The organism is Dyella sp. CR10 (assembly GCF_055814425.1).
Window position 1 is genome coordinate 4798907 of sequence record NZ_CP185986.1, and the last position, 22942, is coordinate 4821848.

At 67.2% G+C, this 22942-nt stretch carries 21 protein-coding genes; 10 read left to right on the forward strand and 11 right to left on the reverse strand.

Annotated features, from left to right (window positions below; all coding sequences use genetic code 11):
* The first annotated feature begins 32 nt into the window (after positions 1–32).
* Complete coding sequence (locus ACNR9O_RS21570; protein ID WP_473684898.1) at positions 33–908, forward strand: DUF1481 domain-containing protein; 876 nt, start codon at positions 33–35, stop codon at positions 906–908.
* An 86-nt stretch (positions 909–994) separates the two neighbouring features.
* Here ACNR9O_RS21570 and ACNR9O_RS21575 read toward each other — a convergent pair whose 3' ends face one another.
* The 4 genes from ACNR9O_RS21575 to mnmG form a co-directional block, all read right to left on the reverse strand.
* Positions 995–2839, reverse strand: a complete 1845-nt coding sequence (locus ACNR9O_RS21575; protein WP_473684896.1) for an autotransporter domain-containing protein — start codon at positions 2837–2839, stop codon at positions 995–997.
* 119 nt (positions 2840–2958) lie between these two features.
* Positions 2959–5295, reverse strand: a complete 2337-nt coding sequence (locus tag ACNR9O_RS21580; RefSeq protein ID WP_473684894.1) for a Tex family protein — start codon at positions 5293–5295, stop codon at positions 2959–2961.
* 172 nt (positions 5296–5467) lie between these two features.
* Entirely contained in the window at positions 5468–6244 is a 777-nt protein-coding gene (locus ACNR9O_RS21585) for an RDD family protein (protein ID WP_473684891.1), read from the reverse strand.
* A 75-nt stretch (positions 6245–6319) separates the two neighbouring features.
* Complete coding sequence (gene mnmG / locus ACNR9O_RS21590) at positions 6320–8194, reverse strand: tRNA uridine-5-carboxymethylaminomethyl(34) synthesis enzyme MnmG (RefSeq protein WP_473684889.1); 1875 nt, start codon at positions 8192–8194, stop codon at positions 6320–6322.
* A gap of 578 nt (positions 8195–8772) precedes the next feature.
* On the opposite strand from mnmG, the gene ACNR9O_RS21595 reads away from it, so the two are divergent.
* A complete protein-coding gene (locus ACNR9O_RS21595; RefSeq protein ID WP_473684887.1) occupies positions 8773–8958 on the forward strand; it encodes a hypothetical protein in 186 nt (61 codons plus the stop codon).
* Between the two features lie 45 nt (positions 8959–9003).
* On the opposite strand, the gene pepN is transcribed toward ACNR9O_RS21595, so the two are convergent.
* Positions 9004–11655: an aminopeptidase N gene (gene pepN / locus ACNR9O_RS21600; RefSeq protein WP_473684885.1), complete on the reverse strand. Its 2652-nt coding sequence runs from the start codon at positions 11653–11655 to the stop codon at positions 9004–9006.
* Between the two features lie 66 nt (positions 11656–11721).
* Between pepN and ACNR9O_RS21605 the strand changes: the two genes are divergently transcribed.
* Together ACNR9O_RS21605 and ACNR9O_RS21610 are read left to right on the forward strand one after the other, a co-directional pair.
* Positions 11722–12726, forward strand: coding sequence for an aldose epimerase family protein (locus ACNR9O_RS21605; RefSeq protein WP_473684883.1), 1005 nt, complete (start codon positions 11722–11724; stop codon positions 12724–12726).
* A complete protein-coding gene (locus ACNR9O_RS21610) occupies positions 12723–13673 on the forward strand; it encodes a pyridoxal-phosphate dependent enzyme (protein ID WP_473684881.1) in 951 nt (316 codons plus the stop codon). Before ACNR9O_RS21605 ends, ACNR9O_RS21610 begins: the two co-directional genes overlap by 4 nt.
* 41 nt (positions 13674–13714) lie before the next feature.
* On the opposite strand, the gene ACNR9O_RS21615 is transcribed toward ACNR9O_RS21610, so the two are convergent.
* Positions 13715–14596: a DMT family transporter gene (locus ACNR9O_RS21615; protein ID WP_473684879.1), complete on the reverse strand. Its 882-nt coding sequence runs from the start codon at positions 14594–14596 to the stop codon at positions 13715–13717.
* A 252-nt stretch (positions 14597–14848) separates the two neighbouring features.
* On the opposite strand from ACNR9O_RS21615, the gene ACNR9O_RS21620 reads away from it, so the two are divergent.
* From ACNR9O_RS21620 to ACNR9O_RS21630, 3 genes are all read left to right on the forward strand, one after another.
* Positions 14849–15616 (forward strand): hypothetical protein, encoded by a 768-nt coding sequence (locus ACNR9O_RS21620; RefSeq protein ID WP_473684877.1) that lies wholly within the window; start codon positions 14849–14851, stop codon positions 15614–15616.
* Between the two features lie 133 nt (positions 15617–15749).
* A complete protein-coding gene (locus ACNR9O_RS21625) occupies positions 15750–16490 on the forward strand; it encodes an MHYT domain-containing protein (protein ID WP_473684875.1) in 741 nt (246 codons plus the stop codon).
* 85 nt (positions 16491–16575) lie between these two features.
* On the forward strand, positions 16576–17148 hold the full coding sequence (locus tag ACNR9O_RS21630; protein ID WP_473684873.1) for a DNA-3-methyladenine glycosylase I: 573 nt from the start codon (positions 16576–16578) through the stop codon (positions 17146–17148).
* On the opposite strand, the gene ACNR9O_RS21635 is transcribed toward ACNR9O_RS21630, so the two are convergent.
* Together ACNR9O_RS21635 and ACNR9O_RS21640 are read right to left on the reverse strand one after the other, a co-directional pair.
* Entirely contained in the window at positions 17149–18312 is a 1164-nt protein-coding gene (locus ACNR9O_RS21635) for an alpha/beta fold hydrolase (protein WP_473684871.1), read from the reverse strand.
* Positions 18313–18396: 84 nt separating this feature from the next.
* Positions 18397–18699 (reverse strand): ArsR/SmtB family transcription factor, encoded by a 303-nt coding sequence (locus tag ACNR9O_RS21640; RefSeq protein WP_473684869.1) that lies wholly within the window; start codon positions 18697–18699, stop codon positions 18397–18399.
* Between the two features lie 104 nt (positions 18700–18803).
* Here ACNR9O_RS21640 and ACNR9O_RS21645 point away from each other — a divergent pair, with 104 nt between their 5' ends.
* From ACNR9O_RS21645 to ACNR9O_RS21655, 3 genes are read left to right on the forward strand one after another with little or no spacing between them, the layout of a single operon-like run.
* Positions 18804–19691: an MBL fold metallo-hydrolase gene (locus ACNR9O_RS21645; RefSeq protein WP_473684867.1), complete on the forward strand. Its 888-nt coding sequence runs from the start codon at positions 18804–18806 to the stop codon at positions 19689–19691.
* Positions 19688–20110 carry a YeeE/YedE family protein gene (locus ACNR9O_RS21650; protein ID WP_473684865.1) on the forward strand — a complete coding sequence of 141 codons (423 nt, stop codon included), beginning with the start codon at positions 19688–19690 and terminating at the stop codon, positions 20108–20110. Before ACNR9O_RS21645 ends, ACNR9O_RS21650 begins: the two co-directional genes overlap by 4 nt.
* Positions 20107–20532 (forward strand): DUF6691 family protein, encoded by a 426-nt coding sequence (locus ACNR9O_RS21655; RefSeq protein ID WP_473684863.1) that lies wholly within the window; start codon positions 20107–20109, stop codon positions 20530–20532. Before ACNR9O_RS21650 ends, ACNR9O_RS21655 begins: the two co-directional genes overlap by 4 nt.
* Here the strand turns inward: ACNR9O_RS21655 and bioC are convergent.
* From bioC to ACNR9O_RS21670, 3 genes are read right to left on the reverse strand one after another with little or no spacing between them, the layout of a single operon-like run.
* Positions 20529–21410: a malonyl-ACP O-methyltransferase BioC gene (gene bioC, locus ACNR9O_RS21660; RefSeq protein WP_473684861.1), complete on the reverse strand. Its 882-nt coding sequence runs from the start codon at positions 21408–21410 to the stop codon at positions 20529–20531. The two genes, ACNR9O_RS21655 and bioC, sit on opposite strands and share 4 nt — an antisense overlap.
* Positions 21407–22177 carry a pimeloyl-ACP methyl ester esterase BioH gene (gene bioH / locus ACNR9O_RS21665; RefSeq protein ID WP_473684859.1) on the reverse strand — a complete coding sequence of 257 codons (771 nt, stop codon included), beginning with the start codon at positions 22175–22177 and terminating at the stop codon, positions 21407–21409. Before bioH ends, bioC begins: the two co-directional genes overlap by 4 nt.
* Positions 22174–22929 carry a sulfurtransferase gene (locus ACNR9O_RS21670; protein WP_473684857.1) on the reverse strand — a complete coding sequence of 252 codons (756 nt, stop codon included), beginning with the start codon at positions 22927–22929 and terminating at the stop codon, positions 22174–22176. The genes bioH and ACNR9O_RS21670 overlap by 4 nt, the downstream gene beginning before the upstream one ends.
* Positions 22930–22942 lie beyond the last annotated feature (13 nt).

Consider the following 22942-nt stretch of genomic DNA (forward strand, 5'->3'; position numbering starts at 1 on the left):
CGCCCTTGTTACTAGATCGATTGAGGTTCCACATGCGCAGGTTGGTTTGGTCGCTGGTGTCGGTAGCAGCGCTGGCTCTCGCCGGTTGCAATTCGTCTGATTCGTCGCAGCCCGCGGCACAGGGTGGCGAGTCCGCGCCGGCGGCTTCGGCGCCCGGCCAGCAGCCGACCAAGGCCAATGCGGTGAGCGGTACCGTTGCGCTGCGTGATGCTGGCGCCCAGGTTTCTCCGCAGGCCAAGCTCGAGATCAAGCTGCTCGATCCGGCGCAGGAAGGCACGCCGCTGGCCAGCAAGACGATCGATCCGGTCAGCAGCCTGCCGCAGTCGTTCGAGCTGGAGTTCAATCCTGCCGACGTCAACCCGAACAGCATGTACATCGTGCAGGCCGTGCTGACCGACGGCGATCGCCGCTACACCGCGCCGCTGCAGTCGCCGGTGCTGACCAAGGGGGCGGGCAACCAGGTCTCCATCCAGCTGGTGGGCGAGCAGACCCCGGGCGAGAAGGAGCTGGCCGCGTTCAGTGCGGTGCAGAAGCAGATCGGCGGCATGAAGATCACCAACGGCACCAAGCTCGAGGACAAGGTCTCCCGCGGCTGGCAGGTGTTCCGTGAAGCGGGCGAAGTGAAGTTCATCCGTGAGCAGGTGGACTACGGCGACAAGGGCTTCACCACCACCGACTATGCCTACAAGGACGGCAAGCCGTGGGTCGTGGTACAGCAGAAGAAGTCCAGCAAGGACGCCAAGGCCAGCTCCACCGAGCGCGCGGGTTGGAACAACGAAGGCGCACTGGTGCTGAAGCAGCAGCAGGCCGGCAGCAAGACCGAAGCGCTGAGCGACGATGACGCCGCCAGCCTGCAGAAGCAGGCCGTGGCCATCCTTAGCCTGGCGACCGGCGGCAAGAACAAGTAAGTCGCCCGGGCTAGAGGTCAAAGAAAAAAAGCCGTCCGCGCAAGCGGACGGCTTTTTTTGTTTCCTGTCGCGTGGGAAGAGCCGGCTCAGAAGCCGACTTTCACACCCAGGTTGACGCTGTTGTACTTCTGACTGTTGTCGCTGAAGCGACCGCTGTAGCCGAGCCAGCCAGTGACGTTCTCGCTGAACTGCGCGGACACGCCGACATCGGCGCTGCCCCAGGTCTTGTCTGGCGTGAAGCCGGCAAGCGCAAAGGTGCCCGGCATGCTGTTGACGCCAGCCGTGATCAAGCGCGGATCGGCTTTGCTGTCGTGGTTCCATGCCACTTCGGCGTACGGCGACAGCATCATGCTGCCGGCTTGCCAATGACCCTGCAGGCGCCAGCCAAGGGTGGAGATCAGCGCGTCACGCTGCTGGCGTCCGAACCACATCGCCGTGCTGTCGTCGCCGCTCTCGCTGTAGCCGTTGACCTTGATCGTCTGCCATTCGACCGTCGCGAACGGACCGGTGCGCAGCGCGTCGAAGTTGAACCACCAGCCACCGGTGAGGCCGCCGCCGAGGCGATTGCCGTCGGCCTTGCCGCTCTCGCTGCGCGACGCATTGCCCAGCTGGATGCGACGGTCGATATCCGAGAAGTTCGACTGCGCGAAGTTCACGTAGCCGCCGACGTAGCCGCCGCCGTTGTGATAGGTCAGGTAGCCCAGGCCGCTGATGTCCTGCAGCTTGTAACCGCCGCCGCCGGTGAAGTCGGCGTTGTGCTGCCCGATGCCAAGCGCCACGCCGAAGTTGAAGTGCTCGCTGGCGCGCACGTCGGCGCCCACGGTCAGATTGACGTTGTTGCTGGTGGTCTTGGGCGAGCTGCTCTGCTGGTCGAAGCGCTGGTGGGCATAGTCGACATTGGCGAAGAAGCGCGTGTCGCTGCCGATCGCATCGGCCAGCATCTCGTTGCGGATGGCGCGGGTCTGCGCAGCGGCTGCCGCCAGCGGCGCTTCGCCGAGCATCGATACCTGGCCCGGAGCCTGGATCAGCGACACCACGTACTGGCTGAGCATGGCGTGCGCGGCGGTCGTCGGATGCACGCCGTCGGCGAACAGGTAGGTCTTGTCCGTGCCCGCCGCATAGCTGAAGGGCAGGCCGGACCCGGCCGGACCGCACTGTACCGAACTGCCGTTGCAGGCAGGCGTGGTGACATTGGTGAAACCGTAGGCGGACGGATTGGCGATCACCTCGTTGAGCAACTGGAAGGTGTTTACCGGAATCACGTTCAGGCCGTTGTTGCTCAGCTGGGTGATGCCAGCACCGAGCACGCCGTTGAAGGCCAGGGAGAGCTGGGTGGCACCGGCCGAAGCGGCTGGGCCGCCGGCCAGGCCGGACGGCGTCTTGCCGATATCGGGGAGGTTGTAGACCACCACGTACTTGGCACCAGCGGCCTGCAGCTGACCGAGCAAACCGACCTCGGTCTGCGCGGCCGACACGGCGCCGGCAGCGAGCACGTTCGGATTCGTCGTCGAAGAGGTCAGGTAGAAGATGTCGTTGGCGCCGCCCCAGACCTGGTGCAGGGCATTGGGATCGGCCTTGCCGCCGTTGGCGGCCAGGTACATCTGCAGCTGCTGCGGCAGCAGCGGCACGCCGGCCGGCGTGCCCGGCGAGTTGTGCTGCAGGCCGGCGCCGCCGAAGGCGTAGTCGGTGCCGCCGGAGAGCGACGCGGTGACCGGCATGCCCAGCGCCGCGGCGACGTTCTCCGCGGTCGTGGTGCCCGGATTGGTGGTGAAGCGCAGCGGCACCGGCGAGCCGGACAGCTTCGCGATGTTGCCGGCGTCGCTGAGGCTGTCGCCGATCACGACGACCTTGCTGAAGTCGGCAGCCGAAGCGGCGGTACTGAGAAGCAGGCCGGCGGCGATGGCGCCGGCGAGATGGCGGATGCGGGGCATGTTGGTAACGCTCCTTGAGCCGGGATGGCCTTTGTTATTCCTGCGTTACGTTAATGCAAGCCCATACGTAAGCGCATGCTGCGCTGCATCGCAGCGCAGCATGGTCCAAACCGCTTGGCTCAGCGCTTCATGGCGCGCGAGAACGCATCCGCGAAAGCGCTGTTGGAGGGGGCCGGGGCCTGTTTCGGCTGGCCGCCGCCGGGCCGCTGGCCACCGCGGCCGCTGTCGCGCTGGCCACGCGCGTCGCTGTTGCCGCCACCACCGGCACGTCCGCCGCGGGCCTGGCCCGGTTCGTCGTCCAGGCGCATGGACAGGCCGATGCGCTGGCGCGGCAGGTCCACCTCCATCACCTTGACCTTGACGATGTCGCCGGCCTTCACCGCGTCGCGCGGGTCCTTCACGAAGGTATGCGACAGCGCGGACACATGAACCAGACCATCCTGGTGTACGCCGATGTCCACGAACGCGCCGAACGCGGCCACGTTGGTCACGCGGCCTTCCAGGATCATCCCGGGGCGCAGATCTTTCAGTTCCTCCACGCCTTCGGCGAAGCTCGGTGCGACGAATTCCGGGCGCGGGTCGCGGCCGGGCTTCTCCAGCTCCTTCAGGATGTCGCGCACGGTCGGCACGCCGAAACGCTCATCGGTGAACTGTTCGGCCTTCAATCCGCGCAGGAAGCCGGTATCGCCGACGATGCTTTTCACCTCGCGGCCGCACTGGGCCATGATGCGCTCCACCACGGGATAGGCTTCCGGATGCACCGAGCTGGCGTCGAGCGGGTTGTCGCCATTGGGAATACGCAGGAAGCCCGCGCACTGCTCGAATGCCTTCTCGCCCAGCCGCGGTACCTTGAGCAGGGCCACGCGATTGGCGAAGGGGCCATTGGCGTCGCGATGCTTGACCACGTTCTCCGCCACGCTGGCCGACAGGCCGGCCACGCGCGAGAGCAGGGCGGCCGACGCGGTATTCACGTCCACGCCCACCGCGTTCACGCAGTCTTCCACCTTCGCGTCCAGCGCGCGCGCCAGCTTCACCTGATTGACGTCGTGCTGGTACTGGCCCACGCCGATCGCCTTGGGCTCGATCTTCACCAGTTCCGCCAGCGGATCCTGCAGGCGGCGCGCGATGGAGACCGCGCCGCGCAGGCTCACGTCCAGCCCGGGGAATTCCTTGGCGGCGATTTCCGATGCGGAGTACACCGAGGCGCCCGCTTCGCTCACCACGATCTTGGACAGCTTCAGGTCGGCGTGCTTCTTGATCAGCTCGCCGGCCAGCTTGTCGGTTTCGCGCGAGGCGGTGCCGTTGCCGATCGCGATCAGGTTCACGCCATGCTGCTTGCCCAGCACGGCGAGGCGGGCGATGGACTGGTCCCACTGATTGCGCGGCTCGTGCGGGTAGACGGTGTCGGTGGCGAGCACCTTGCCAGTCGGATCGACCACCGCGACTTTCACGCCGGTGCGGATGCCCGGGTCCAGCCCCATCACCGTCTTGGCGCCGGCCGGTGCAGCCAGCATCAGGTCCTTGAGATTGTCGCCGAACACGCGGATCGCCTCGTCCTCGGCGCTTTCGCGCACGCGTCCGAACAAGTCCAGGGTGAGGTGCAGGTGCAGCTTGACGCGCCAGGTCAGGCGCACGGTCTCACGCAGCCATGCATCGGCCGGCCGGCCACGGTCATGGATACCGGCATGGGAAGCCACGCGGCCCTCGCCTTCGAGATGGCCTTGCTCGGCCTCGAGGGCGGGCAGGAGGTCCAGTTCGATGACGCCTTCGTTGCGCGCACGCATCAACGCGAGCAGGCGATGGGACGGGATCTTCGCGATCGACTCCATGTGATCGAAGTAGTCGCGGAACTTCGCACCTTCGTGCTCCTTGCCCTCGACCACCTTGGCGCGGATCTGGCCTTTGTCCCACAGCCAGTCGCGCAGTTCGCCCACAAGGTGGGCGTCTTCGGCGATCGTTTCCATCAGGATCGCGCGTGCGCCGTCGAGCGCGGCGCGCACGTCGGCCACACCCTTCTCCGCATCGACGAACGAGGTGGCGAGCGCCTCCGGCGACTGCGAAGGATCGTTGCGCAGGCCCGTGGCCAGCGGCTCGAGCCCGGCCTCGCGGGCGATCTGCGCCTTGGTGCGGCGCTTGGGTTTGTAGGGCAGGTACAAGTCTTCCAGGCGGGCCTTGGTGTCCGCTTCGAGGATGTCTTTCTTCAGTGCGTCGGTGAGCTTGCCCTGTTCCTCGACGCTGGCCAGGATCGCGTCGCGGCGTTCTTCCAGTTCGCGCAGGTAGCGCAGGCGCTCTTCCAGCAGGCGCAACTGCGTATCGTCGAGGCCGCCGGTGACTTCCTTGCGGTAGCGCGCGATGAACGGCACGGTCGCGCCGCCGTCCAGCAGGTCGACGGCGGCGACGACCTGATCCGGCTTGGCGGCGATGTCCTGGGCAATGCGTTGTTCGATGCTGAGCATGAGGCTGTAACGATTCCTTGAGACGACAAAGGCGGCGCGGTGCGCCCGCGCCGGGCGTGGAACCCCGGATGATAACAAGCGGGCCGTCACGCGCCGCCTCGTTGATACGGGGCGGCGATCTGAGTGGACGCGTGGATATCGCAAGCCGCCGGCGAGGCGCCGGCGGCACGCTTCATGCGTTGAACGAGCCGCGATCCTGATCGCTCTGGCCGTTGGCGGCCGAAGGCTGCTTCGAGGCCGCCAGCTCGCTGGCGCGGCCGTTCAGCACCAGGGTGTTGGCGATCAGGTCGTGCAGGCCTTGCTTGCGCTGGGTGAAGGCCACCATCAGATAGCCGATGCACAGGATCATGCCACTGAGGATCTTGGCGAAATGGCGGCCCGTGGCGCGCAGAAAGCTGATGCGGCCTCCCTGCATGTCCACCACGCGGATACCGATGGCCAGCTTGCCCAGGGTGGCCTGCCAGGCCGAGCTTTCGCACAGGGCGAAATACAGCCAGGCGAGAACGGTCTGGATCAGGATCGCCGGCAGCATGGCGCTGTAGAACGCAGCGTAGGCCGACAGCATGTTGTGCGGATCGCTCTGCACGCTCTGCATCAGTGCCTGTTCCGCCGCGGCCGAACCGAGCATTTTGCCGATCAGCAGGTTGGGGATGTACAGCACGATGCCGTCGATGATGTAGGCGGCCACGCGCTTCCAGAAGCCGGCGTAATCCTCCAGCGCCTGGGCGCGGTCGGGTTCGCCCTGCAGCGGCGCCTTGGGTGGTGTATAGGCGCGCTCGAGCGCGGGCGGTTCCTGGGGAAACAGTTTCGACAGCGGCTGCCAGTCGCTCAGTCCCTCATGCCAACCCAGGTCCTGCGGGCTGAGCCGACCGGTGCGCAACCATTCGCGCACGTCGGCTTCCGAATAAGGGCCGTGACGCTCGCCATCCCGGCCGATCCATACTTCCATTTTCGTGCTCCCGTCGGTGGAGCGCGCATGATGCCATGGCTCGGCGCCAGGCACGGGACGACCTTGAACAGGCTCTCAGGCGGCGCGGCGCTTCAGGTGCACCAGCAGCAGCGAGATCGCCGCGGGGGTGACGCCGCTGATCCGGGAGGCCTGGCCGATGGTCTCCGGCCGCGACCGCTTGAGCTTGAGCAGTACCTCGGCCGACAGCCCGCGCACCTTCTCATAGTCGAAATCCGCGGGGATCGCGGTCTGCTCGTGGCGGCGCTGGCGCTCGATCTCCTCGCGCTGGCGCTCCAGGTAGCCGGCGTACTTGGTCTGTACTTCCACCTGTGCCGCCACATCGGCGTCCGCGACGCACGGGCCGAGTTCGTCCACGCTGGCGAGGCGGGCGTAATCCAGTTCCGGGCGGCGCAGCAGATCCAACGCATTGGTTTCGCGGCTCACGGCGATGCCCAGGCGCCGCTCGATCGCTGCGCCCAGCGCATTGTTCGGCGCCGCCCACAGCGCGCCCAGGCGCTGCGTTTCCCGCTCCACCGCCTCGCGTTTGGCGCGCAGCGCGTCGAAGCGCGCCTGCGGCACCACACCAAGCGCGTGGCCGGTCTCGGTGAGGCGCAGGTCGGCGTTGTCCTCGCGCAGGTGCAGGCGGTATTCGGCGCGCGACGTGAACATGCGGTAGGGCTCGATGGTGCCGTTGCTGGTCAGATCGTCGATCAGCACGCCGATGTAGGCCTCGTCGCGGCGTGGATACCACGGCGCCTTGCCCTGCGTGGCGAGCGCAGCGTTGAGGCCGGCGATCAGTCCCTGCGCGCCGGCTTCCTCGTAGCCGGTCGTGCCATTGATCTGGCCGGCGAAATACAGCGCGGGAATGGCCTTGGTTTCCAGCCACGGATGCAGGCCGCGCGGATCGAAATAGTCGTACTCGATCGCATAGCCCGGGCGCGTGATGTGCGCGCGCTCGAACCCCTTGATCGAATGCACCAGTGCAAGCTGCACGTCGTAGGGTAGCGAGGTGGAGATGCCGTTCGGATAGATCTCGAACGTATCCAGGCCTTCCGGCTCGATGAAGATCTGATGCGAGTTCTTCTCGGCGAAGCGCACCACTTTGTCCTCGATCGAAGGGCAATAGCGCGGGCCCACGCCTTCGATCTGGCCGGTATAGAGCGGCGAGCGATCCAGTGCGCCGCGGATGACCTCATGCGTGCGCTCGCTGGTGTGGGTGATCCAGCAACTCACCTGGCGCGGATGTTCGTCGCGCGAGCCGAGGTAGGAGAACACCGGCGCCGGGTCGTCGCCCGGCTGCTCTTCCAGGCCGGTGAAATCGATGCTGCGCAGGTCGATGCGCGGTGGCGTGCCGGTCTTCAGGCGGTCCGCCGCCACCGGCAACTCGCGCAGACGCTGGGCCAGGGTGGTGGCCGGTGGGTCGCCCGCACGGCCGCCGGCGTACTGCGCCTGGCCGATGTGGATCTTGCCGGCGAGGAAGGTGCCCGCGGTCAGTACCACGGCACGGGCGTGGAAGCGCAGGCCCATCTGGGTCACCACGCCGGCGACGCGGCCGCCGTCGAGGATCAGGTCGTCCACCGCCTGCTGGAACAACTCCAGGTTGGGCTGGGTCTCCACGATCCGGCGGATCGCCGCCTTGTAAAGCGAGCGGTCCGCCTGGCAGCGAGTGGCGCGCACGGCCGGTCCCTTCGAGGCGTTCAGCGTGCGCCACTGAATGCCGGCGCGATCCGCCGCATGCGCCATGGCACCGCCCAGCGCATCGATCTCCTTCACCAGATGGCCTTTGCCGATGCCGCCGATGGCCGGGTTGCAGCTCATCTGACCGATGGTCTCGATGTTGTGGCTGAGCAGCAGTGTGCGCGCGCCCGTGCGGGCGGCGGCGAGGGCGGCTTCGGTGCCGGCGTGGCCGCCACCGACCACGATGACGTCGTAGTGGGTCGGATGAAGCATGGGAAAGGCCGCCTCGGTGGCGGGAAATAACTGTTGATGGGGCGATATGGTAACCCGGTCAGTGCCTTATGACGCCGATAAGGCGAGCTGGCACGGAACCTGCTTTTGTCGTAGGGCACTTTCACCGGGCAGACGCTGCGCGGAAACGCGCGCCGAGGCCGAACGGACAGGGGTTCGGTCGCGTGCCGGGGAGAGGAAGCAAGACGGCGCCCCTCGGGGCGCCGTCGTTTTTTCTGCCGTTTGTATATCCGCGGCCAGATTAAGATCTGGCGCCCGGCGGTCTCAGGAACAGGGGGAATCCAGGATGACCGTGTTGCCGGGCGCCAGAAACCGTGAATGCGGTGGGCGCAGGCGGCGTCTGCCGCCTCGTCGTGCGGTGGATATTTACCCCTCCAGCGTGAACATGGGGTGACTAAAACGGAGGTTTGTGCCGGATCGCGGCATGAGCTGACGCATTACGTCATTTCGTGATCTGCGCCCAGAAATTTCGTGACTCAGTTCCGAGCCGATCACGCGGCCGATCACATGGCATGCCCGTTGCTTCGTTGCCTTATGCCCGGCTTCGAAGGAGCAAAGCCATGGACGTGTCCCCCAATTTGCGTCAGTTCTATCCGCACCACGACCTGCTGATCGAAATCGGCCGGGTCGAAATGGCCATGGATCATCTGCGGCAACGCGCCGAGGATGAGCAGCGCACCCTGCGTCCGCGCCTGGAGTCGCGCATGGATCGCCTGCGCGACGAGCTGGCCCATCTGGAAGTCTGAGATCTAGGGGGCGCTGCGCGACTACGCCGGCGACGCCCCTTAATCTCAATCGTGCAGCATGCTTTGCACGATCTCCATCAGGTTGCGCGACAGGCCCGGCCGTTCCGCCAGCGACGCGATCGCTGCGCGCGCCTGCATTCGGCGCCCCGGTTCGAGCCGCCGCCAACCGTTGAGCACGGTCGCCAGCCGCGCGGCGATCTGCGGGTTGAGCGCATCGAGCTGGCCCAGGCGATCGGCGAGCAAGCGGTAGCCCGCGCCATCGGCGCGATGGAAGCCTGAGGGGTTGCCACGTGCCCACGCACCGAACAGCGCGTTGACGCGGTTCGGATTCTTCAGCGTGAAGGCCGGATCGCGCTCCAGCGCTTCCACCGTCGCGAGCGCCGGCGTTCCGGGGTGCTGAGTCTGCACCGAGAACCATTTGTCCAAGGCCAACGGATTGTCCGCGTAACGCTGGCGGAAATGCGCGAGCGTGTCCGTCGCCTGCGGCGCGCCGGTGCGCACCAGCACCGACAGCGCGGCGAGCCGGTCGGTCATGCCAGGCGATCGCTCGTATTGCTTCGCGGCGCATTGTTGTGCCCGCGCCACATCCAGCAGCGCGATCAATTCAAGCACGCGGCGCTTCAACCGGCGCTGCGCCTGGCTTGTGGCATCCAGGCTTTGCGTCGTGGCATCGGCCAGCGCCTGATAGCGAGCGGCCAGCGCGTCGCCGCCGATGCGTTCGGCCAATCGCAGCTGCAGTTGTTGACGCAAGGCATGGATGCGCTCGGGGTCGGCCTCCAGCTCGCGTTCGGCCAGCTCCACCTCGCCGGGCGGCGTCATCAGTTCCGCCAGCAGCGCGTCGTCCACCGCGCCTTCGATGAAGAGGCTGGCCAGGGCGTCGCACCAGGCGTGCACCGCATCTTCGCCACGACCGTCGCGCAACGCCTGGTAGGCGCAGCCGGCCAGCTGCTGCCCGGCCTGCCAGCGATTGAAGCCATCCACGTCGTGACGCAGCAGCAGGGCCAGCTCCATGGCGCTGTCCAGGCCTTCGAGGATCACCGGCGCGGAGAAGCCGCGCAGCAGCGAAGGCACCGGTTCGCTTTCCACATCGTGGAACACGATCTCCTGCTCCGCCCGATCGGCGACCACGACCAGTTCGCTCTCGCCCGATGCCGGGTGGCCTTCCAGGTGCAGCGGAAGCATCCGTCCGTCGCGCGCGAACAGCGCCAGCTTCACCGGGATAGGCAGCGGCTGCTTCTCTGTCTGTCCGGGTGTCGGCGGCGTGTGCTGCGCGAGCGTGAGCGTGTAGCGGCGCGACGCCGCGTCGTAGCGGCCGCTGGCGCGCAGGCGCGGCGTGCCGGCCTGGGCGTACCAGGCCAGGTAGGGCGAGAGATCGGCACCATTGGCTTCGCCCAGCGCGGCGAGGAAATCCTCCAGCGTCGCGGCGCGGCCGTCGTTGCGCTCGAAATAGCGGTCCATGCCGCCACGGAAACCGTCATGGCCGAGCCGTCCCGCGATCATGCGCACCAGTTCGGCGCCTTTCTCGTACACCGTGGCGGTGTAGAAGTTATTGATTTCGCTGTACTGCGCCGGTCGCACCGGATGGGCGAGCGGACCGGCATCCTCGGGGAACTGCGCGCGCCGCAGCAGCGCCACGTCCTCGATGCGCTTGAGCGCGGGCGAATTCATGGCCGCCGAGAACTGCTGCTCGCGGAACACGGTGAGTCCCTCCTTGAGCGACAGCTGGAACCAGTCGCGGCAGGTCACGCGATTGCCGCTCCAGTTGTGGAAATACTCGTGCGCCACCACGGCCTCGACCGCACGGTACTCATCGTCGGTGGTGGAGTCCGGGTCGGCCAGCAGGTACTTCGCGTTGAAGATGTTGAGGCCCTTGTTCTCCATCGCACCCATGTTGAAATCATGCGTGGCCACGACATGGAACACGTCCAGGTCGTAGTTGCGCCCGTACGTGCGTTCGTCCCAGCGCATGCAGCGCTCCAGTGCCTCCATCGCATAGTGGCAGCGATCGATCACGTTCGCCTCGGACCAGATCACCAGCGTCACCGGGCGGCCTTCGGCGGTGACGTAGTCGCGCTCGATCTTTTCCAGTCGTCCGGCGACCAGCGCGAACAGATAGCTGGGCTTGGGATGCGGATCGACGAAACGCGCCCAATGGCGACCATCGGGCAACTCGCCGGCGCCGTCCGGATTGCCGCCGGCCAGCAGCACGGGAAAGCGCGTCCGGTCTGCGCGGAGCGTCACCGTGTAGCTGGCGAGCACATCCGGGCGGTCGGGAAAGAAAGTGATGTGGCGGAAGCCTTCGGCTTCGCACTGGGTGAGCAGGAAGCCGGCGTCGCGCGAGCCGGACAGGTACAGGCCTTCCAGCGCCGTGTTCGCCGCCGGTTTCAAGCGTACGCGGGTTTCGAGCACGCTGCCGTCGCGCGCGCCATCCACTTCCAGACCGGCTTCGTCCTGACGGTAGCGCCCGGCTTCCACCGGCTGGCCGTCGAGCACGATGGACAACAGTTCCAGTCCCTCGCCATCGAGCCGCAGCGGTTCCAGCTGTGTGGGATCGCGGCGCAGGTGCAGGCGCGAGATCACCTCGGCGGCATCGATACCGAGGTCGAACTCCAATTCGACCCGCTCCACGCGCCAGGCCGGCGCGCGGTATTCGCTCAGGCGGATCAGGGGCGTGGAAAGCTGGTCGCGTGCATTCATGGCGAGAAAGAATTCGGGAGAGATGGTTCAGGCTAACATGCGGTGTTTCCTTGGCAGGACAAGCCGATGGCGGCATACCGTACCGAGCGGGGCACCGTGGGGCCCCATGAGATCGTCACGCTGGAAGACCCCGCGCGCGGGCGCCGGGTGCGCATCGCGCGCCGCGGCGCCACCGTGATCGGGCTAGAACAGACCCTGGGCGCGGCCACGCTCGACCTCGCCGACGGCTATCGCGACGCGGCCGAGCTGGACAGCCGCCCGAGCTCGCGCTTCGCCATCATGGCGCCGTTCGCCAACCGCATCGCCGATGCGCGCTACGTTTTCGACGGCCAGCCGTACGATCTGCAGCCGGGCGTGGAAGGCACTCAGCGCGCCGCGCGACATGGCTTCGTGCGCGGTGTCGATTTCGAACTGGCCGCGCATGGCGCCGACGAGCTTGGCGCACGCGCCGAATTCCGCACCAGCGCGATCCGGCCCGGTGTGCATCCGGGCTATCCCTTCGCGATCGACCTGACGATCGGCTATCTGCTCGACGAACACGGGCTGACGCTGGAAGCACGCATGCGCAACGTCGGCGATATCGCCGCGCCCTGCTTCTTCGGCTGGCATCCCTATTTCCGCCTCGGCGATGCGCCGATCGACGGCTGGGAACTTCAAGTGCCGGCGCAGACCCTGGTGCGCACCGATGCTGACTACATTCCGCTGCCGGGTCCCCAGGCGCACGTGCTCATGCAAGAGGAGCCCGCGCTCGATTTCCGTCGTCCGCGTCCGATCGGCACGCACGAGATCAATCACGCCTACGCGCAGTTGCAGGTGGATGAGGATGGCCGCGCGCGTACGCGCTTGCGCGATCCGGCGAGCGGGCTGGGCCTGGCGGTGTGGCAGGAGTCGGGCGTGATGCTGGTGTTCACCGCGGACACGGTCACGCGCGACGTGCGCCGCGCCGTGGCGCTGGAGCCGATGGAGAGCTGGGCCGATGCGTTCAATCGGCCCGACTGCGCGGATGCGATCCGCCTCAAGCCCGGCGCGGAGCGCCGCTTCCGTTGCGGTGTGGAGATCGAATTGCCATGAGCCTGGCCTTGCCCGAACTGGAACAGATCCGCGACGCCGCGGCACGCATCGCGCCCTACGCGACGGTGACGCCGGTGCTGCGCAGCGCACGCCTGGATGCGCTCGCCGGTGCGCAGCTGCACTTCAAGTGCGAAAACCTGCAGCGTGGCGGCGCCTTCAAGTTCCGCGGCGCGTGCAACGCGGTGTGGTCGCTGGACGACGACCAGGCCGCACGCGGTGTGGTCACCCATTCTTCCGGCAACCACGGCAACGCGCTTGCCATGGCGGCGGCTACGCGCGGCATTCCTGCTCACGTGGTCGTACCCGAGGGAGCCGTGCGCGCCAAGCTGGAAGCGATCGAGCAGGCCGGCGCGGTACTGCATCGCTGCGCGCCGACGCAGGACGCGCGCGAAGCCGCGGCGGCGGAGATACAGCGGCAGACGGGTGCCGAAATGGTGCATCCCTACGCGGATGCGCGCGTGATGGCCGGCCAGGGCACGATCGTGCTCGAGCTGCTGCGCCAGGTGGAGCGGCTGGATGCATTGATCACGCCGATCGGCGGCGGCGGCCTCGGTGCCGGTTGTGCGATCGCCGCGCATGGACTGGATCCGGACATCGCCATGTTCGGCGCCGAGCCCGCCGGTGCCGCCGACACGGCGGCCTCGCTGGCGCAGGGTTCGCGCATCGACGGCTTTCATCCGGACACCGTCTGCGACGGCTTGCGCGCACTGATCGGCGAGCCGAACCTCGCTGCGTTGCACGCGCATCGCACCCAGGTGGTGACCGTAAGCGACGAGGAGACCATCGCGGCGATGAAGCTGCTCTGGCGCGAACTGAAACTGGTGGTCGAAGTCTCCAGCGCGACCGTGCTCGCCGCGGTCCTGAAGCAGCCGGAGCATTTCGCCGGCCGCCGCGTCGGTCTCGTCCTCACGGGCGGCAACGTCGATCTCGACGCGCTGCCCTGGTGATGGCACGCGTCCCGTAGGCCAGGGCGGACGTCCGCCCCGGTCTATCCCCTGCGTATCCGCAGGCCGGTCACGGCCATGAGACCCGTCAGCACGAACACGATGCCCACGCCCTCCATCGTCGAGGGCCGTTCGTGCAGGATCGCCCACGCCAGCAACACGCTGACGATCGGCACGCCCAGGCTGGACAAGCTGGCCACCGCAGTGGGCAGGCGTTGCAGCACCAGCAGCCACAGGCCCCAGGCGATGCTCGAGGCAAACACCACGCTGTAGGCCAGTCCGGCGACGAAGCCCCAACTCCATTCGATCGGCCGCTGCGGCACCAGCAGTGCCACGACGCAAAGGCCGAGGGCACCGAACAGCATCTGCCACGCGGTGAGATTGAGCGGTGTCGGACGATGCCGCTGGAACATGCGCTTGCTCAGCACCGTGCCCATCGCCCAGGCCGCGCCGGCGCCGATGGCCAGCAGGCTGCTGCCGCCGCCACCCAGGCCGCGCCACGGCTCGATGATGCAGACCAGGCCTAGCGCGGCGAGCACGAGGCCGACCCAATGCCGCGCCGTGGGTTTTTCGTGCAACAGGATCCAGGCCAGCAGCACCGCCCAGAACGGCATCGTGTAGGCGAGCAATGCGACACGTCCGGCGCCGCCTTCCACCAGGGCCCATTGCCCGAGGCCCTGGAACGCGGCGGTCTGGCACAAACCGATCAACGCCGTCGGCAAGACCGGCGGCGGACGCAGCGATTGCCGCGTCGCGAGCAGCGCGCCGAACAGCACGAGCGCGCCGAGCAGATAGCGCAGCGCGGAGAATTGAAACGGGCCGGCGTGCTGCAGCACCTGTTTCATTACCACCCAGCTGTAGGCCCAGATCAGGATGGTGACGAGCATCGCGACGATGGCGCCGCGTCGGGAAACATTCGTGGACATGAAGTGGTCGCGAGAAAGTGCGGCGTATGTTGCCGCCGTGCGCCGCGAAGAGCGAGTGCGTCAGCGCGTCGAAAGCTTAGCGAATGATCAGCGCGAGGCGCCGTGTGAAGGCGGTGTGTAGACGTTGCGCCCAGCCCACCATTGAAAAGCGATACGCGATGCGCGTTTCTAGAGAAGCATCACACTTTGATGCAGCCGCATGCCGCATGTTGCCGTTCACAATAAAAACCAGCATCGACCACAGGGGGACGAATGATCGAGCTGGAGGTGCAGGTCCTGTCGGACCGCCGCGAAGGATTGCTGGTGGAACTCGGCCGCGTGGTGGTCGCCAACGGCTATACGCTGTTACGTCAACGCTTGTCGCAAGACAGCCGCGGTGCGTGGCTGACCATGATCGTGCGCGGTCCAGGCGAGCGGCAGCTCGCGCTCGAGGAAGCGCTCGCCACGCATAGCCGCGTGCTGAGTTTCGAGGCCAGTCTTTCCGAAGGTGGATCCGCACCGGCGCCGGCCATGCAGGCCGCGCCGCGGCCCGCACCGGCCGCGACCATGGCGCCGCCAGCGACTACGCCTTCGGCCGGTCCTGACGTGAATCAGGTCGAGAGCACGCTGCCGCAGCTGGCGCGCGATTACCCGAAGATCTATCCGTGGTTGCGCAGCCTGGAGCATGCCGTCGCGCCCGAGGCGCGCGAGGCTTCCCTGCTGCTCGCGGGGCGTCGTACCGGAGCATGGGTCTTCAAACGCGACTACGCCATGGGCGCCAAGCTCGGCCTGGTCGACGCGATCAAGCGCATCGCCGTGCCGGCCATGCGCGAACTGGCCACCGTCGATTGGCGTGACGGCCAGCTGCATATCCAGAACAGCCCGCTGTGTTCGCCCGGCAGCCATTCCGGCTGCCGCTTCTTCAGCGGCTATCTCGAAGGGGTGCTGGGGGGATCGGTAGCACCGCAGACCGTGTTCGTACGCAGCCTGTTCTGCCGCAGCAGCGGCGCGGCGAGCTGCATTCTCGAAATCTCGCACTGAGTTCGACAGGTACGACCGAGTACGACAGGGGGTCCGGCGCACCCGGCGGCCGGGTCCATGGCAGGGACGGACCGGCGCATCGCGCCGGCGGCGAAGTGTTCTTCATTTTTCACGCGACACTAGGAGAAGCGCCATGGCTGCGCATCAGAGCTACAACTGGTTGCTGGTCATTCTTTCGTATCTGATTTCGGTGCTCGGTTCGTACACCGCGCTGCAACTGGCGGTGGGCATCCCGATGGCGCAGGGACGCCAGCGCACGATGGCGATCCTCGCCGCGGGCGCCGCGATGGGCGTGGGCGCGATCTGGGCGATGCACTTCATCGCGATGCTCGCCTGCGATATGGGCATGCCGGTGACCTACGACCTGGCGCGCACCGCCTTATCGGCGGTGCTTGCCTTCGCGGCGTGTTCGGCGGGGCTCGCCATCGCCGGCAGCGGCGCCTTCAACTGGCCGAAGCTGGTGGCCGCCGGTGTCTGCATGGGCCTGGGCGTGGCGGGCATGCATTACCTGGGCATGGCGGCGGTGCTGATGGGCGCCTTCATCACCTACGACGTGAGCATCGTGGCCACTTCCGTGCTGATCGCGGTGGTCGCCTCGATCGTCGCGTTGTGGCTGGCTTTCAACCTGCGCGGCATGGCACAGATGATCGGCAGCGCGCTGGTGATGGGCGTGGCGGTGTGCGGCATGCATTACACCGGGATGTCCGCGGTAAACCTCGAAGACAACGGCGGCCAACTGCCCGCCGCCTACGCCAGCGGGCTGCGCGGCGACAACCTTGGCATCGGCATCTTCGCCGTGGCGCTGGTGCTGCTGGTGGTCGTGCTGGTGCTCAACCATATGCGCCAGCGGCGGCGCGAGGCGATCACGATCTGAGTGGGTGAGCGGGCCGCCGCGTCCTGGTGCGCGGCGGCCCGCTCGATCCCGCTATGCTGAGTGCCTTTATACGGAGGCACGACGCATGGCCGACCACCTCCATCGCTGCGCCTGGGCCAACGGCAGCGATATCGAACGCGAATACCACGACACCGAATGGGGCGTACCGGTGCACGACGACCGTGCGCTGTTCGAGTGCCTGATTCTGGAAGGCGCGCAGGCCGGCCTGTCCTGGCGCACGGTGCTGGCCAAGCGCGAGCGCTATCGCGAGGTGTTTCACGGCTTTGAGATCGAGCGCGTGGCCGCAATGAAGGATCGCGAGCTGGAAAAACTCATGCTCGATCCGGGCATTGTGCGCAATCGCCTCAAGCTTTCGGCCACGCGCGGCAATGCGCAGGCGGCGCTCAAGCTGATGGACGAAACCGGCAGCCTCGACGTGCATCTGTGGTCATTCGTCGGTGGCGAGCCGGTGAAGAACCGCTGGCGTGATCGCGGCCAGGTGCCCGCGAGCACGCCCACGTCCGACGGCATGAGCAAGGACCTGAAGAAGCGCGGCTTCCGCTTCGTCGGCACCACCATCTGCTACGCCTTCATGCAGGCCACCGGCATGGTGGACGACCACATCGTGGGCTGTTTCCGCCACCCTTCCGGGAAGTGATCATCCTCGTTCCGGCTCCAGCGCCTGCAGCCGCTGCCTGGCGTGCTGGTTGGCCGGATTGAGCTGCAGCGAATGCCGGTAGTTGGTGATGGCCTGTGCCTTGTCACCGATCGCCTCGTAGCCTTCGGCAAGGCTGTCGTAGACATTGGCGCTGCCGGGATAGAGCGCCGCGGCGAGCTGGAATACGTCGACGGCGATCCGCTTGTCGCCGCCGGCCAGCAGCTGATAACCCCAGGTATTGAGATCGTTCTCCGAATGGCGCCGCTTGCTCTCGCGCTGCAAGGCCTGGTCGGCCGCGTCGAGGTTGTAGGCAAAGCTGCGTTCCAGCAGGGCCTGCCGCGCTTTTTCATCCAGCGTGGAGGCATACATCTTCGCAATGGCGTTGACGACCAGCGACGGATTCGCCTTGTAGACGTAATGCGCGCTGCCATGGGCGACGATGCTTTCGCGGTTGTCCGCGGCCGCAGCGAAACTGCGATGGCAGGTCTGCCAGCGCGCTTCGTCGGCCTGCCCGGGAAAGGTTTCCTCCGCGACGATGTCGATGACCGGCACCTGCACGGGGAACGGCGTCGCCCGCATCAGTTCCACGCTGTGGGCGAACTCCAGGGACTGGTAATAAAGGCCGGGTCGTGTCTCCTTGTACGTCGCGCGCTTGCGCTCGTCTTCCGCGCGCAAGGCATCCATGAAGGCCGGGGTGAAGTAACAGGCGACATTGGCGTCGATCATCACGGCGCCCTGCACGCGGTCGGGATGGCGGGCCGCATACAGCGTGGCGAAGAAGCCGCCCAGCGAATGCCCGACCAGGATTACCTTGCCGTCGTAGCCCAGACGCTGCAGGCCCGTCTCCAGCGCCGCGATGTTGTCGAGCATGCGTGGCCGACGGGGATCGAGGCCGCTCTGGCCGAACCCCGGCCGGTCGTAGGCGATCAGCGTCGCCCCAGTCACCTCGGCGACCGCCGGCAGCAAGTCGTTCCAGACGGTCGCGTCGTCGCCGCCGCCGGTTTCGAACAGGATCGGCAGGCCCTGACCTTCGACGATGTGGAAATGCAGCGCATAGCCGCCGACGCCGACCAGCCGATCCGATGCCGTGGTGGCGGCCGATGCGGCAGCCGGATACAGCGCCGCGGCCGCCAGCAGCGGCCAGAGCGAGAGCAGTCTGTTCATGTCGTGCGGCCTTTCCCACGGGAGTGAACCCACCCGGAAAGGGATGCCCTTGATCGATCCAGGGTTTAAAGCCGAGCGTCGCCCTCAGCGGCGACGCGGCCCGCCGCAATAGGCATCGTGCAAGGCCTGCATCACGCCGAGCGCGGGACTGGACCGCAGCGAGTAATACACCGCTTGCGCCTGCCGGCGGGTGTCGACCAGGGCTGCCTCTCGCAGCACTGCCAAATGCTGCGACAAAGCGGACATCGACAGGCCCGACAGCGTCTGCAGCTCCGACACGGTCGCTTCGCCTTCCACCAGCCGGCACAGCACCAGCAGGCGCGCGGGATGCGCCAGCGACTTCAGCAGGCCGGCGGCCGCCTCCGCATGGCCGGACATGCGAGCCATGTCGGTTTTCCGGAGGTGGAGGGGCGTGGTGGCAGGCATGGCTTGACTGAGGCTTTAGGTGAATCTAATTTAGATAAATCTAAACAAAGGCGCAAGGCTCCACGATGTCCGCAACCGATCAACCGATCCGTCCCGAGGTCAAGGCGTTCTTTCACGCCGATACCTGCACGTTCACCTATGTCGTACATGAGGGCCGCTCGGCGGTCGTCATCGATCCGGTGCTCGATTACGACGCGGCGGCCGCGCACATCTCCACGCCTTCGGTCGATGCGCTGCTGGCCTACGTGAGCGAACACCGGCTCACCGTCGAATGGATTCTGGAAACGCACGCCCACGCCGATCACCTGAGCGCGGGCGACCATCTGCGCGACGCGCTCGGCGCGCGACTGGCGATCGGCGAAGGCATTACCGGCGTACAGGCGCGCTTCAAGACACTGTTTGGCCTGGGCGATGAATTCGTGCCGGACGGCCGCCAGTTCGATCGCCTGCTGCGCGACGGCGACACGCTCCACGTCGGCGTAATGGAGATCCGCGTCATAGCGACGCCGGGCCATACCGACGACAGCCTCACCTATCTGATCGGGGACGCCGCCTTCGTCGGCGACACCATCTTCGCGCCAGAGATGGGCACCGCCCGGTGCGATTTCCCGGGGGGCGATGCGGCGCGGTTGTATGCCTCGATCCAGAAGATCCTCGGGCTGCCGGCGGACACGCGCCTGTTCCTCTGCCACGACTATCCGCCCGCCACGCGCGCGCCGGAACCGGAAACCAGCATCGATGCGCAGCGCCGCGGCAACGTGCACATAAAGGATGGCGCCAGCGAAGCTTCATACGTCGCGATGCGCACCGCGCGCGATGCGACCTTGCCGGTGCCGCGACTGTTGCTGCCCGCCCTGCAGGTCAACATCCGCGGCGGCCGCCTGCCGCCGATGGAAGCCGATGGCGTGCGTTACCTGCGCTTGCCGCTCAACCGTTTCGGAGCCAAGCCATGAGTGCATGGCTTTCCGCTCTGGCCGGCGGAGCATTGATCGGCGTGGCGTCCACATTGCTGCTATGGCTCAACGGGCGCATCGCCGGCATCAGCGGTATCGCCTTCGGGCTGTCGATGCCGGAGCCAGGCGCACGCGGCTGGCGGATTGCATTCCTGCTGGGTTTGCTCGGGGCGGGTGGCCTCGCTTTTCGCGCCATCCCGCAGGTGTCATCGCGGGAAGGGTTTCCGCCGCTATGGCTGGTGGCGGCCGGCCTGATGGTCGGCATCGGTACCGCGATGGGTGGCGGTTGCACCAGCGGGCATGGGGTGTGCGGGCTGGCGCGCCGGTCCGCGCGTTCGCTGGTCGCGGTACTCATATTCATGGCGACGGCGTTCGCCACGGTGTATGTCGTGCGGCACGTGCTGGGAGCAGCCAGATGATGGCCCGCTGGTTCGCCGCCCTCGTCGCCGGCTCGCTGTTCGGACTCGGTTTGGTGATGTCGCGTATGAATGATCCGCGCGTCGTCCTGGGCTTCCTGGACGTGGCTGGTGCGTTCGACCCGACGCTGATCTTCGTGCTGGCCGGAGCGGTGGGCGTGGCCACGGCCGGTTTCCGGCTCGTGCTGTGGCGTCCGCGTCCGGTTCTGGACGATGCATTCCACTTGCCTGCGAAGCGCGCGATCGATGCCAGGCTGATACTGGGGACCGCCATGTTCGGCGTGGGCTGGGGGCTGGCCGGCTACTGCCCGGGGCCGGCGCTGGTCGGATTCGGTAGCGGCCTGCGCGAGGCGCTGTACTTCGTGCCGGCGATGCTTGCCGGTGGCATGGGTTATCGCTGGTGGGCGGCGCGGCGCGCTTTTTAGCGCCGCCGCGAACCGCGCAGGCTGTCCACCGAGAAGCTGGCGATCTCGCCGCCGCCCTTCATGCGGCGTGACTGGCCGGACGCAGGGCCCCATGCGTGCGCGGTCACCACTTCCCAGGTAGCGGGAATGCGTCCGTCGACGCGCATCGCTTCGTAGGCCTCCAGCATCTGGCGGTAGTGCCGCTTGCCGGTGAGGCCGCGCTCACGCGTGGTGTCGGCATTGGTCGCGCCCAGGCCCCGCAGTTCCTTGAGCAAGAGGCGCGGCTCGCTGTAGGTGAGGGTGTAGCGGTCCACGTCCAGCACCGGGTCGCGCAAGCCGGCGGCGATCATCGCGTCGCCCAGGTCATGCATGTCCAGGAAACGGCTCACGTGCGGCTGGCGGTCGGCGCTGGCCCAGGCGGCGCGCAGCTCCTTGAGCGTGTCCGGGCCGAAGGTGGAAAACACCAGGAGGCCACCGGGCTTGAGCACGCGCACGCATTCGCCGAACAGCGCGCCGAGATCGTCGATCCACTGAAAGCACAGGTTCGAATGCAACACATCCACGCTGTGGTCCGGCAACGGCAGCGCCGTGGCTTCGGCGCATACGCGCTGGAACGGCTTGAGCCAGCTGGCATGCTGCCTGGCCGCGCGCAGCATCGGCAGCGCCAGGTCCATGGCGATGACCTGCGCCTTGCCATAGCGCTTCTTGAGCAGCGCGCTGCCGCGGCCGGTGCCGGCGCCGACATCGATGACCCGCTCGGGCGTTTCCAGATAGAAGTCCAGACGCTCCAGCAGCGTGGTCTGCACCTCGCGCTGCAGCGCGTCGTGTTGCTCGTAGGTGCGGGCGGCGCGGCCGAAATTGCGGCGCACCTGGCGCTTGTCGATATGGAACTCGCTCATCGCCAGGTATCCAGCAGCGGGGAAAGGGCCTGGGCCACGGCGTCGGCATAGCCGATGAAGGGCGCATGGCCGGCGCGTTCGATCTCGCTGAAACGGCCACCGCACTGCGCGGCGGACCATTGCATGGCCTGCGGATGCACCAGGCGGTCGCGGCGGCCGGCCATCCACGCGCTGGGCACGGCCAGGTCGGGCAAGGCCGCGCGGCGATCGGCCTCTTCGAGGATGCGGATGCCTTCCTGCAGGATGCGCAAATCCGGCTCGCCGCGATCGAAGGTCAACGTGCGCAGGTGACGCAGTTCGGCGCGCGGGTTCGGACTGCCCATCGCTTCCAGCGCGAGGAAGCGTTCCAGCGTCGCGTGGTAGTCGGTTTCCAGGTCGGTCGCCAGCTGATGCACCAGGGCGGCGTCGTTGCCGTAAGGCCAGGCACCGTCGCGCACGAACTTCGGCGTGGCGCACAACATGGCCAGGCCGCGCACGTGGCGCGGCCGATCCAGCGCCGCGGTCAAGGCGATCAGCCCGCCCAGCGACCAGCCAAGCCACAGCGCCGGCGGCGTCGCCGCGGCGATTGCCGCGGCACAGGCCGAGGGCTCCAGCGGCACGCCGCAATCGCGCGAGTAGCCGTGTCCCGGCAGATCGACCACATAAACGGTGCAGCGCTCCTCCAGCGCTTGCGCCAGCGGCGCCATCACGCCGCCATGCATGGCCCAGCCGTGCAGCATCACGACCGGCACGGGGCCGTTGCCGCGCGTTTCGACGTACAGGCTCATGCCTCGGGCTCTCCGTCGGGAAGTGCGGCCGGCAGCAGCGTCTTGTCCACCGCGCCGCGCTCGTCGAACACGAAACAGTCGCCGCGCCAATGCGCGCCGTCGGTTTCCTCGAAATATTTCAGAATCCCGCCTTCCAGCTGGAAGACGCGTTCGATGCCCAGGTCCTGCATGTGCAGCGCGGCCTTTTCGCAGCGGATGCCGCCGGTGCAGTAAGACACCACGGTGCGGCCTTCGAAGCGCGCGCGGTCCGCGGCGACGGCAGCGGGGAATTCGGTGAAGCTGGCGATGCGGTAATCCACGGCGCTTTCGAACAGGCCCACATCGGTCTCGTAATCGTTGCGCGTGTCCAGCAGCACCAGCTCGCGACCTTCATCGTCGCGGCCCTGCGCCAGCCAGCGGCGCAGCGTAGCCGGCGCGACCGCCGGCGCACGGCCGCCTTCAGGCCGGATCGTCGGCATGCGCATGGTGATGATTTCCTTCTTCAGGCGTACGCGCATGCGACCGAACGGCACGCCATCGGAAAGCGACTCCTTCGGCACCATGTCGGCGAAGCGCGCGTCCTCGCGCAGCCACGCCATGAACGCATCCACCGCCTCGCGCGATCCGGCCAGAAACAGATTGATGCCTTCGGGCGCCAACAGGATCGTGCCCTTCAGCGCCAGCGCATGGCAGCGTTCGAGCATGCGTTCGCGCAGCCCGGGAGGATCGTCCAGGCTGATGAACTTGTAGGCGGAAAGATTGACGATCGACATGGGGACGGCTGCG

Bases quoted from the DNA above. Each gene is read 5' to 3' on its own strand.
- ACNR9O_RS21570 (WP_473684898.1), top strand. From the start codon at position 33: ATGCGCAGGTTGGTTTGGTCGCTGGTGTCGGTAGCAGCGCTGGCTCTC.
- mnmG (WP_473684889.1), bottom strand. From the start codon at position 8,194: ATGCTTCATCCGACCCACTACGACGTCATCGTGGTCGGTGGCGGCCAC.
- ACNR9O_RS21630 (WP_473684873.1), top strand. From the start codon at position 16,576: ATGGCCGACCACCTCCATCGCTGCGCCTGGGCCAACGGCAGCGATATC.
- ACNR9O_RS21635 (WP_473684871.1), bottom strand. From the start codon at position 18,312: ATGAACAGACTGCTCTCGCTCTGGCCGCTGCTGGCGGCCGCGGCGCTG.
- ACNR9O_RS21575 (WP_473684896.1), bottom strand. From the start codon at position 2,839: ATGCCCCGCATCCGCCATCTCGCCGGCGCCATCGCCGCCGGCCTGCTT.
- ACNR9O_RS21610 (WP_473684881.1), top strand. From the start codon at position 12,723: ATGAGCCTGGCCTTGCCCGAACTGGAACAGATCCGCGACGCCGCGGCA.
- ACNR9O_RS21620 (WP_473684877.1), top strand. From the start codon at position 14,849: ATGATCGAGCTGGAGGTGCAGGTCCTGTCGGACCGCCGCGAAGGATTG.
- ACNR9O_RS21645 (WP_473684867.1), top strand. From the start codon at position 18,804: ATGTCCGCAACCGATCAACCGATCCGTCCCGAGGTCAAGGCGTTCTTT.
- ACNR9O_RS21580 (WP_473684894.1), bottom strand. From the start codon at position 5,295: ATGCTCAGCATCGAACAACGCATTGCCCAGGACATCGCCGCCAAGCCG.
- ACNR9O_RS21640 (WP_473684869.1), bottom strand. From the start codon at position 18,699: ATGGCTCGCATGTCCGGCCATGCGGAGGCGGCCGCCGGCCTGCTGAAG.
- bioH (WP_473684859.1), bottom strand. From the start codon at position 22,177: ATGAGCCTGTACGTCGAAACGCGCGGCAACGGCCCCGTGCCGGTCGTG.
- ACNR9O_RS21655 (WP_473684863.1), top strand. From the start codon at position 20,107: ATGATGGCCCGCTGGTTCGCCGCCCTCGTCGCCGGCTCGCTGTTCGGA.
- ACNR9O_RS21585 (WP_473684891.1), bottom strand. From the start codon at position 6,244: ATGGAAGTATGGATCGGCCGGGATGGCGAGCGTCACGGCCCTTATTCG.
- ACNR9O_RS21615 (WP_473684879.1), bottom strand. From the start codon at position 14,596: ATGTCCACGAATGTTTCCCGACGCGGCGCCATCGTCGCGATGCTCGTC.
- ACNR9O_RS21625 (WP_473684875.1), top strand. From the start codon at position 15,750: ATGGCTGCGCATCAGAGCTACAACTGGTTGCTGGTCATTCTTTCGTAT.
- pepN (WP_473684885.1), bottom strand. From the start codon at position 11,655: ATGAATGCACGCGACCAGCTTTCCACGCCCCTGATCCGCCTGAGCGAA.
- ACNR9O_RS21650 (WP_473684865.1), top strand. From the start codon at position 19,688: ATGAGTGCATGGCTTTCCGCTCTGGCCGGCGGAGCATTGATCGGCGTG.
- bioC (WP_473684861.1), bottom strand. From the start codon at position 21,410: ATGAGCGAGTTCCATATCGACAAGCGCCAGGTGCGCCGCAATTTCGGC.
- ACNR9O_RS21605 (WP_473684883.1), top strand. From the start codon at position 11,722: ATGGCGGCATACCGTACCGAGCGGGGCACCGTGGGGCCCCATGAGATC.
- ACNR9O_RS21595 (WP_473684887.1), top strand. From the start codon at position 8,773: ATGGACGTGTCCCCCAATTTGCGTCAGTTCTATCCGCACCACGACCTG.
- ACNR9O_RS21670 (WP_473684857.1), bottom strand. From the start codon at position 22,929: ATGTCGATCGTCAATCTTTCCGCCTACAAGTTCATCAGCCTGGACGAT.